This window comes from Streptomyces sp. WAC00040 (assembly GCF_056835925.1).
Genome location: NZ_JAKQZE010000003.1, coordinates 282,424 through 292,701, shown reverse-complemented (window position 1 = coordinate 292,701; position 10,278 = coordinate 282,424). Strand labels below are relative to the sequence as shown.

General features: G+C 71.0%; 4 protein-coding genes. 2 read left to right on the top strand and 2 right to left on the bottom strand.

Going from position 1 to position 10,278, the window contains the following annotated elements:
* The first annotated feature begins 86 nt into the window (after positions 1-86).
* On the top strand, positions 87-1,541 hold the full coding sequence (locus tag MDN94_RS26720; RefSeq protein WP_482728454.1) for a serine/threonine-protein kinase: 1,455 nt from the start codon (positions 87-89) through the stop codon (positions 1,539-1,541).
* Positions 1,542-1,569: 28 nt separating this feature from the next.
* Here MDN94_RS26720 and MDN94_RS26715 read toward each other — a convergent pair whose 3' ends face one another.
* Together MDN94_RS26715 and MDN94_RS26710 are read right to left on the bottom strand one after the other, a co-directional pair.
* Positions 1,570-3,621, bottom strand: coding sequence for an HsdM family class I SAM-dependent methyltransferase (locus MDN94_RS26715; protein ID WP_482728453.1), 2,052 nt, complete (start codon positions 3,619-3,621; stop codon positions 1,570-1,572).
* Between the two features lie 179 nt (positions 3,622-3,800).
* Positions 3,801-4,775 (bottom strand): serine/threonine-protein kinase, encoded by a 975-nt coding sequence (locus MDN94_RS26710; protein ID WP_482728452.1) that lies wholly within the window; start codon positions 4,773-4,775, stop codon positions 3,801-3,803.
* A 223-nt stretch (positions 4,776-4,998) separates the two neighbouring features.
* Between MDN94_RS26710 and MDN94_RS26705 the strand changes: the two genes are divergently transcribed.
* The gene (locus tag MDN94_RS26705) at positions 4,999-10,269 is read left to right on the top strand and encodes a DEAD/DEAH box helicase (RefSeq protein WP_482728451.1); all 5,271 of its coding nucleotides are present in this window, start codon (positions 4,999-5,001) and stop codon (positions 10,267-10,269) included.
* Positions 10,270-10,278: the final 9 nt, after the last annotated feature.

Genomic DNA, 10,278 nt, shown 5'->3' with positions numbered 1-10,278 from the left:
CAGAATCTTTCACGCTACGCTGGTGGGTCTGATGCGCAGTGGTGCGAAGGGGCACAGTGGTGGACGCGGATACTTACAGGCCCGGCGTGGGTGATCTGGTCGACGGGCGCTACGAGTTGAAGGACTCTCTGGGCAAGGGCGGGATGGCCCAGGTCTGGCGGGCCCGAGAGGTGTCCGGGGGGCGGGAGGTGGCGGTGAAGTTCCTGCGCCACGACTCCGAGGCCCTGTACTGCCTCGACCCGTATGAGCGGGATGCCGAACTCGCCGTCAGGGACGCCCGGTTCCGGCGCGAGGCCAACCTTCTGGGCGCGCTCGACCATCCGGGAATCACCGAACTGTATGGGAGCGGATCGCACCGGGGCGTCCCCTACATCGCGATGCGCCTGGTGACCGGAGTGAGTCTGCGGACCTTCCTCGACGAGCACAGCCCCCTGCCTCTGGCCACGGCGGTTGCCGTCGCCATCCAGGTGGCAGGGGCGTTGGCCTGCGCACACACGCTCCCGGTCGTACACCGGGACCTCAAGCCCGCGAACATCATGATCGATGAAGAGGGGTGGGCCGTCCTCATCGACTTCGGCATCGCCAAGCCGCTGCACGCCGACGCCACCCGTTACACGGCGCACGGTTCGACGCTTGGCACCCGCGGTTATCTGGCGCCGGAGCAGCTCCTGGAGCGCGAGCCCACCACGCGCACGGATGTCTACTGCTTCGGCTGCATCTTCTACGAACTCCTCACCGGGCGGCCCCCGTTCCCGCTCGGCGCGGAGTCCGGCCTGACCGACAAGCACCTCAACGAGGAGCCGCTGCCACCGAGCACGTACGCCGCGGGCATCCCGGAGCCGATCGACGATCTCGTACTGCGGATGCTCGCCAAGAACCCCGAGCAGCGCCCGGCCGTTGACGAGGTCCTGGAGGTCCTCGACCCGTTCGCCCCGGGGATCGGCGATCCCGAACCCCGGCCCCGCACCCACCCCGACCCCACCGCCCCCCTGCGTCGGCCGCGGGACCGAGCTGTTCGTCCGCGCCCGGTCGCTCTCACGCTGCCTGCCGCGTCCGCACCGGCCGACGAGTGGCTGGACGCCCGCGTGGTGGAACAGCTCTGCGCGCAGGCCGAGTCGGAGATCGCGTCCGGTGAGCCGGGCGACGCGACCGACCGGCTACACGGTCTGACAGAACGGGTCCGCAAGGAGTGGGGTGAGCGGCGCCCTCTGGTGCGTCGCGTGTGGCAGGGGGCTGCGGACGGATTCCGCCTCGCCGGCAACTTCGGCGCTGCGGCCCGCCTCTACCAGGCCGTCGACAACGATCTCATTCACGGGGACGGCCCGGCCGAGCGGGCCGATCGCGCGCTGATCCGGCTGCGCACGGCCGAGTGCCGGCTCACGTTCGGTGAACTGGAGGCGGCCATCGCGGCGGTTGACACGGCGGGCCGCACCGCCGCCGGACTGCCAACGGAACTCGCGGCTCGTGTCGAGGCCGTACGCCACGCGGTCGACGCCCAGCTCACGGCCCGCCTGGCCGAGCCCAGACGCGGGGAGGCGTGACGCCAGCCGTTGCGGGCGCGTCGATGTGCTACGCCTGGTTGGCCAGGCGTCCGGCCGCCAGTTCGTCGCCAAGGTCGCGGGCAAGGCTGGTGCCGAGGTCGGCCGCGCGGCGCAGCAGCCGTTCGAAGGCGGTGAGTTCGCGGAACGCCTCTCCGTAGCGCCGTTGTTCTCCGAGGGGAACCTGGCGGATCTGAAGACGGCGGACGTCGATGCGGGAGGAGTTCGTGGTGTGGGTGCCGGCCTGCCGGGCATTGGCGGGAGCCCGCAGTGAACCGGCGAGGAACCAGGCGTCGAGCTGTTCGGGCTGTACTCGCACGGCATGCAGTTGGGGGCCGAGGGCGGTCGGCGGCCCCTCGTGGACCCAGGCGGAGAAGGCACGGGCGACGCCCACCACCACGATGTCCCCGGATTCGGCGATCACGGCCTCGCCGGCCGCCGCGGTGCCGGGAGCGAGCCAGCTGCGGGGTTCGCCGTCCACCAGAAGATCGGGGACGGTGAGGAGGGGGATGCCGTCGTCGGACGGCGGGCCGGCGTGGATCGACTCCTCCGGCGGCTGCTGGCCGCCGCGCAGCGTGAGCGCCCCGGCCCGGGCGAGCTCGGCGACTGTGGTTGCCGTCGGCGTTTCCGCCTCGGCCGTGGCGAGGTCGAGCGCCGCGAGCAGCCTGGCCGACTTGTTCACGTTCGCGGTGAGCCCGGTGAACTCCCGCCAGGATTCGGCCAGTCGGAGTGCCGTGTCCGCCGGGGGCGGGGCAATGTGGCGTCCAGGGGTGAGGTCGACCTCGTCGTTGAGGAGTTCGATGACGGGCACCTGTCGTACGTAGGCAGGGGCCTGTGGGGAGTCCGCCTCTTCGACGGCCTCGCGCACGAAAGCGCTGATCGCCGCCCAGTCGGGGGTCCACTTCTCCTCCGGGTCCCGGGGAAAGCGCGAGGCCGCGTCGGCGACCAGCAGCCGATCGCCCACCGGCGTGCCTTCCCCGTGGGCGGGCATCCGCAGCACCCACAGGTGCAGGGAGACGCTGTGTGGTGCGGCGCAGCCCGGCGGCAACGCGACGACGGCCCGCAGTTGCCCGGTGCGCAGCAGCGAGCCGCGGATGCGGCGTCCGGCCTTCCTGGCCGCGACGGCGGGCGGCAGCAGCAGTACCGCGGCGCCGCCGGGCCGCAGCTGGGCCAGGCAGTGCTGGACCCACGCGAGTTCGGGCTCGGTGCGCGGGGGAAGGCCATGGCTCCAGCGCGCGTCGGTGGCCAACTCCTCGTATCCCCAGTCCCGTTCGTTGAAGGGCGGGTTGCACAGGACGATGTCGGCGGGGGTGCCGGAGAACGGGTCGTCGCGCAGGGAGTCAGCAGCCCGTACGGAGACCTGCGCCCACTCCTCCTCCCTGTGGCGCTCGTTCTCGGCGAGGGCCAAGCGGGAGTCCGCCAGCGAGGCGAGGACGGCGTCCCGGTCACTGCCGAGCAGCGTGAGTGCCTCGGCGCCGGATGCCCTCGCGGCGTCCGCCCCGGCCAGGAGGAGATGCCCGGGGCCGCAAGCAGGGTCCATGACCGTGGTGCCACCGGAGCTGCCCGGGCTGTCGCCCACCACGCTGTTGGCCGCCCCGAGGGCGAGCTGCGCCATGAGGGATGCCAGCGGTTCCGGGGTCGTGGCGATCTGGCGCACATGGACGTCGAGCCAGCGGCGCAGCAGAAACGCGAACGTATCCGTGCCTCCTTCACGCTGTCCGAGATCCACGGCCCGTTCGATCAGCTCCCGTGTGTCGGCACGAATCTCTTCGCCTTCGTCGCTCACCCGCCCGGAGAGGAGCCGTCCCACCTCGGCGATCGCGGCCCCGGTCTCGTCACGCCCGCCGAGCGCCTCGAAACCGGGCCAGAGCCATTCCCTCTCGGCGGACTTCTTCAACTTCTTGTTGTCGCGCAGCCAGCCCTCGATGTCGGTCAAGGAGAACTGAGGGTTGGTGTCGGTGCCGGCGATCCGCTCGGGGAAGGACGGATGCCGCCGCCGCCAGTTGCTCACCGCGGCTCGTCCCACACCCGCAAGGCGGGCGATTTCGGCCAAGGTCACCGGTACGGCGCGCGACGTGGACATCTACACTCCCAGGGCATTTCTGGTGGAGGGAGGACTTGTCCCCCGGTCATGGGTGTGTGATCAAGCCACCCTTCCTCCGAACTGCATCGGTCAGCGTACATGACCATTGACTTTGTTCACAGATGTGCCATGGCGGGTTTGAGGGTGTACGTCGCGTTCCGGTCGGCGAGGCGCGCGGGTCAGCGCGACGGTCGGTCGTGCCGCCCCGATGCTGCCCATGCCCGCACCGGCCGGGCCTCGGGTCCCATGGGGTGGGTGAAGGGCCGCAGCGGGTCCACTTCGGCCCAGGGGAGGAGCGCCTGCTCGGGGGTGCGACGCTCGGGCAGCCACACCGCGAGCCGCCGCCACACCTCGCCGGCGTGGGCGGGCCGCTCGTCGGGGTCCTTGGCCAGTAACTGGAGCACCAGGTCCTCCAGTTCGGAGGGGATGCCCGCGCGGAGCCTTCCGGGCGGTACGGGGGGCTGCTCAAGGATCATGCCGGGCAGCATCAGTTCGGACTCGTGCGTGAAGACCGGCTCGCCCGTCAGCATCGCGTACAGCAGGCAGCCCAGCGCGTACAGATCGGTTCGGGGGTCGACCGGCTTGCCCCGCACCTGTTCCGGCGCCATGCACTCCAGGCTGCCGGGGCGCTCCCCGGTGGTGGTGAGGCCCGTGGTGTCCGGGTCGAGGAACGCCGCGACTCCGAAGTCGAGGACCTTGACCACGCCGTCCGTGCGGATCACGACGTTGCTGCCCTTGAGGTCGCGGTGCACGACGTCACGGGCGTGCACTGACCCCAGGACGGAGGCGATCTGGACCCCGATCGACGCGGTCTCCTCGATGGAGAGCGGCCCCTCCTCGACGATCCGGTCGTCGAGCGGGGGGCCGATCACGTACTGCATGACGAGAAAGCGGGTGCCGTTCTCCTCGCCGAGGTCGTAGACGGTGGCGAGCCCCGCGTGGTCGAGCCGTGCGACGGCCTGCGCCTCCCGGCGGAACCTTTCGGCGTCGCGGGCGCGCTGCTCCTCGGTGAGTCCCGGATCGACGTTCATGGTCTTCAGCGCCACGTCGCGGCCCAGGTTCTCGTCGTGGGCGAGCCAGACGACTCCCATGCCGCCCCGTCCGATGAGGCGCTTGATCCGGTAGCGACCGGCGATCAGTGTTCCGGTGTCCATTCGCGCTGCGGCCCGTCCCCTCCGTGCCCTGCCGCGCCCTGCCCGGGCTGGTGTCAGGGAGAGTGTGACACGGTGGTGCGTCGAATGCTGCCCGCGCGACGCTTTATTCGTTGACTGAGTTCACATGCTCTTGCTCTAATGGGGTGAAGGCGGGGCGGTTCGTCCCGTGCGCCTCACCCACTACGGTGATGCGTGGATCGCGTCGGGAGCTAGTGAGGATCACGTGGACGTCTTCGAGGTGCACCGTCGGCTCATCCGGGACTACAAGGAGTACACGTCCGGATCGGTGGTGATCGACGACCCGCGGATCGGCGACAAGGTGTCCAAGTCCCTTGCCGACGGCGACCAGTGGCCCGACCCCTGGCTCTCGCTCAACCCGAGCTTCGCGAGCGGCGGCACCGTCGACCACCTCGCCGACGACCTCGGCCTCCTCCATCCCGAGTGCAAGCGGATCTTCCGCACCGGCAAGGACAAGCGGGGCGCGACGATCCGTCCCATCCGCTTCCACCGGCACCAGCGCGACGCGATCGAGGCCGCCGACTCGAAGGACTCGTACGTCCTGACGACCGGCACCGGCTCAGGAAAGAGCCTCGGCTACATCGTGCCCATCGTCAGCCGGATCCTGAGCGAGAAGCGGCCCGGAGACCCCCCGAGCATCAAGGCGATCATCGTCTACCCGATGAACGCGTTGGCCAACAGTCAGCGGGGCGAGCTGAGGAAGTTCCTCACTGCCGGATACGGCGAGGGTGACGAGCCCGTCACGTACGCCCGTTACACCGGCCAGGAGAAGCAGTCCGAGAAGGACGCGGTCCTCGACACCCCCCCGGACATCCTGCTCACCAACTACGTGATGCTGGAGCTGATGCTCACCCGCCCCGAGGAGCGCAAGCGGCTCATCGGCCGGGCCAAGGGCCTGCGCTTCCTCGTCCTGGACGAACTGCACACCTACCGCGGTCGCCAGGGCGCCGACGTCGCCCTGCTGGTCCGGCGCGTGCGTGAGGCGTGCGAGTCGCCCGCCCTGCAGTGCGTCGGCACCTCCGCCACCATGTCCACCAAGGGCACCCCCGCCGCCCGCCGCCGTGAGGTCGCCGAGGTCGCCTCCACCCTGTTCGACACGGAGATCTCCCCGGACCGGGTGGTGGGCGAGACCCTGGTCCGCGCGACCGGCGACACGATCCCCACACGTGCCGAACTCGCCACCCGTGTAAGGGAGAACAACCCTCCGCTGGAGTACGACGCACTCAAGGCCGACCCGCTGGCCCGTTGGGTGGAGACGGCCTTCGGCCTCACCGAGACCACAGACGAGGACGGCACCCGCCTGCTGGTGCGCGCCAAGCCCACCACCGTGGAGCTCGCCGCGCGCGCCCTGCGCGAGGACGCCTTCGAGATCCCGCGCGACGCACCCGAGGACGAGCCGTACACCGCCTGCGCCAAGGCCATCCGGTCCACCCTCCGGGCCGGCACGCAGGTCCGCGACGCCGAAGACCGCGCGCTGTTCGCGTTCCGCCTCCACCAGTTCCTCTCCAAGGGCGGCTCGGCGTACGTCTCCCTGGAGCCGGCGGACAGCCGCCACATCACCCGCACCTACCAGCAGCGGGTGCCCGGAGAGCCGGAGAAGCTTCTGCTGCCGCTGTCCTTCTGCCGTGAGTGCGGCCAGGAGTACCTCACCGTGGCCCGCGAGCAGAGCGACGACGGCAAGGTCTCCTTCCGCACCCGTGAGGACGCGGACGACGAGCAGGGCTATCTCTACCTCTCGGCCGCCAACCCGTGGCCCGAGCGGGTCACGGACGCGATCGACCAGCGCCGCTTCCCCGACAGCTGGCTCACCCTCGACCCGAAGAAGGGCACGCCCGCCCTCACCACGAGCCGCAGGAAGCGCGCCCCGCAGCCTGTGTGGGTGAGGCCCGACGGCACGGCGGTGAACAAGGACGGGGAGGGCCTGTACGCCGCCTACGTGCCCGCCCCGTTCCTGTTCTGCCTTGAGTGCGGGGTCAGCTACGAGGAAGTGCGGGAGCGGGATTTCGCCAAGCTGATGACGCTCGACCAGGAGGGCCGGTCCACGGCCACGTCTGTCGTCAGCGCTTCCATCGTGCGCCACCTGAAGAGTCTGCCGGAGAAGGAACTCGGCGAGGACGCACGCAAGTTGCTCACCTTCGTCGACAACCGGCAGGACGCCAGCCTGCAGTCCGGGCACTTCAACGACTTCGTGATGGTCACCCAGCTGCGGGGTGCGCTGTACCGCGCGATGCTGAAGGCGGGGGGGAAGGGGCTGCGCTGGAAGCGGCTGGGCGAGGAGGTCGTCGAGGCCCTGGGACTGGCCCCGCACGAGTACGCCAACAACCCCACCGAAGTGGAGGCGCTCGCCGAGGAGACGCGGGACGCGCTGGCCCAGGTGGCCGAGTACCGGCTCTTCCTGGACCTGGAGCGCGGCTGGCGGATCACCATGCCCAACCTGGAGCAGACCGGCCTGCTCGGCCTGGAGTACGCGGGGCTCGACCAGATCGCCGAGGACGAGGAGCGCTGGCAGCGGGCGGCCGGGCCGCTGCGCACCGCCACTCCCGCCACCCGGCTCGATCTCGCCCGGGTCCTCATGGACGAGCTGCGCCGCCAGCGGGCCGTGGACACCCCGTACTTCACCGAGGCGAAGTTCAACGAGCTCCGCAAGGAGTCGGCGAAGCTCAACGACGCCTGGGGGATCGCCGACACCGAGGCGGCGCCCCCCACACCGACCGTCGCCCTGCCGCGCGCGGGGCGGCCCGGCCGCAGCCGCAGCGAGAAGAACCTCACCGGCCGCGGCGCCTTCGGCCGCCACGTCCGCAAGCCGGACACCTTCCCGGGCTGGGACCACGACCTCTCCCTCGACGACGCCCAGGACGTGATCCGCGACCTGCTGGAGATCCTCGCCGACGGCGGTGTCCTGAGCCGGATCACCCAGGGCCGGGGCGAGGACCCCGGCTACCAGATCCACCACCCGGTGATCCGCTGGCACGCCCGCGACGACGAGCACGGCACGGTGGACCGGCTGCGCCGCACCTACCGCACCGGCCAGGGCCCCCGCGTCAACGCCTTCTTCAAGGGGCTCTACAAGGAGGTCGCGTCCACCTTCGCCGGACTGCACGCCGCCGAGCACACCGCCCAGGTCCACCCCGACGTCCGCGAGGAGCGGGAGAAGCTGTTCAGCAAGGGCCTGCCGCTGCCCCTGCTGTACTGCTCGCCCACCATGGAGCTCGGCGTCGACATCGCCAGCCTCAACGCCGTCAACCTCCGCAACGTCCCGCCGACCCCCGCGAACTACGCCCAGCGCTCCGGCCGCGCGGGCCGCTCCGGCCAGCCCGCGCTGGTCACCACGTACTGCGCGACCGGCAACAGCCACGACCAGTACTACTTCACCCGCTCCGACCAGATGGTCGCGGGTACCGTCGCCGCGCCCCGCCTCGACCTGGCCAACGAGGACCTGCTCGCCTCCCACGTGCACGCCATCTGGCTCGCCGAGACCCGTCTGGAACTCGGCCGCACCATGACCAAGATCCTCGACACCCACGGCAAGACCCCCTCGCTGGAGCTGCTGCCCGAGGTGCGGGAGCAGATCGGCACGCCGGCCGCCCAGCAGCGCGCCCTCGTGCGGGCCCGCACCGTCCTCGCGGGCTGCGTCGACGCCCTGCGCGAGACGTCCTGGTGGCACGAGCAGTGGCTGGAGGACACCGTCGCCAAGGCCCCTGGGCTTTTCTACGAGAAGTGCGGACGGTGGCGGGACCTCTACCGCAAGGCCCTGGAGGAGCGGGAGATCCAGCACGACAACATCCGCAACCGCACGGCGACCGGCCGTTCCCAGGCCCAGGCCGTCCGCCGCCGCGCCCAGGCGGAGAACCAGATCGCCCTCCTGGAGAACAGGCAGGGAGGCGAGCGCACGGTGCTGTCCGACTTCTACCCGTACCGCTACTTCGCCTCCGAGGGCTTCCTGCCCGGCTACTCCTTCCCCCGGCTGCCGCTCGCCGCGTACATCCCCGGCACCGGCCGCACCAGCCGCGGCTACGACGGCGACTACCTCCAGCGGTCCCGCTTCATCGCGATCCGCGAGTTCGGGCCGGGCGCGCTGATCTACCACGAGGGCAGCCGGTTCAAGGTGGACCGGGTGCAGCTGCCCCCGGACACCAGCGGCGAACTGACCACCGAGAGCGCCAAGGTGTGCCAGGGCTGCGGCTATCTGTCCCCCGAGGAGCGGCGCGAGGACACCTGCCTGGGCTGCGGCAGCGCGTACGGCGACCCCCGCACCGGGCTGCTGCACCTGCACACCGTCTTCACCCACCGCCGCGACCGGATCTCCTCCGACGAGGAGGAGCGCCAGCGCACGGGCTACGCGGTGGAGATCTCCTACCGTTTCAAGCAGCGCGAGGACGGCCGGGACGGTTCGCTGCGCGCCGAGGCGAAGGCCGCCGCCGGCCGTCTCCTCGCCGAACTGGCCTACGGCGACAGTGCCACCGTCCGGCTCACCAACCTGGGCTACCGCCGCTCGGTCGCCAAGGGCGACATCGGCTTCTGGCTCGACCCGGCCACCGGCCAGTGGCTGGCCGGCTCCACCGGCAGGCCGAGCACGAGCGGACCCGGCCGGGAGACCCCGGTGGAGGACGAGGGCCTTGCCGACGCGGAGAAGGTCGTGCGCAAGGTCCCCGTCATCCCGTACGTCCAGGACACCCGCAACATCCTTGTCCTCAAGCTCGCGGCCCCAGTCGACAAGGACACCGCGATCACCCTCCAGTACGCGCTGGAGCGGGGCATCGAGGCGGAGTTCCAGCTGGAGGACTCCGAGCTGGACACCGAGGAGCTGCCGCCGCACGACGGTCCCCGCGAGCGGCTGCTGTTCATCGAGAGCGCCGAGGGCGGCGCGGGCGTCCTGCGCCGCCTCCAGGCCGAGCCCGACGCGCTCGCCCGCGCCGCCCGCCGGGCCCTGGAGATCGCGCACTTCGACCAGGTCGGGCGCGACCGGGGAGCCGAGAAGCGCAATGGCGACCCGTGCGAGAAGGGCTGCTACGACTGCCTGCTCTCCTTCGGTAACCAGCGCCACCACCGGATGATCGACCGCCACCTGGTGAAGGAGCTCCTGATGGACTTCGCGGGCGGTGAGGTCGGCTCCAGCCACGCGGGCCGCACCCGCGACGAGCAGGCCGCCGCGCTCATCGAGGGCGCCGACTCCTCCCTGGAGGAGCGGTTCGTCGCCTACCTGAGGACCCACGGCCACCGCCTGCCCGACCACCAGCAGGTGAGGCTGAGCGCGGCCCTGTCCAAGCCGGACTTCGTCTACGACACCTCCTTCGGCCCCGTCGCGGTCTTCGTCGACGGCCCGCACCACGACCACGCTGAGACGACGCTGCGCGACGAGGAGGCCGCCGAGCGGCTGAAGGAGATCGGCTGGGAGGTTATCCGCATCCGCTACGACGACGACTGGTCGAAGGCCGTGGCCGACTACCCTTCGGTGTTCGGCGAGGCGCGCCGCTGATCTCAGGGA

Excerpts from the sequence above, each read along its gene's own strand:
- MDN94_RS26715 (WP_482728453.1), bottom strand. The coding sequence starts at position 3,621 with ATGTCCACGTCGCGCGCCGTACCGGTGACCTTGGCCGAAATCGCCCGC.
- MDN94_RS26710 (WP_482728452.1), bottom strand. The coding sequence starts at position 4,775 with ATGGACACCGGAACACTGATCGCCGGTCGCTACCGGATCAAGCGCCTC.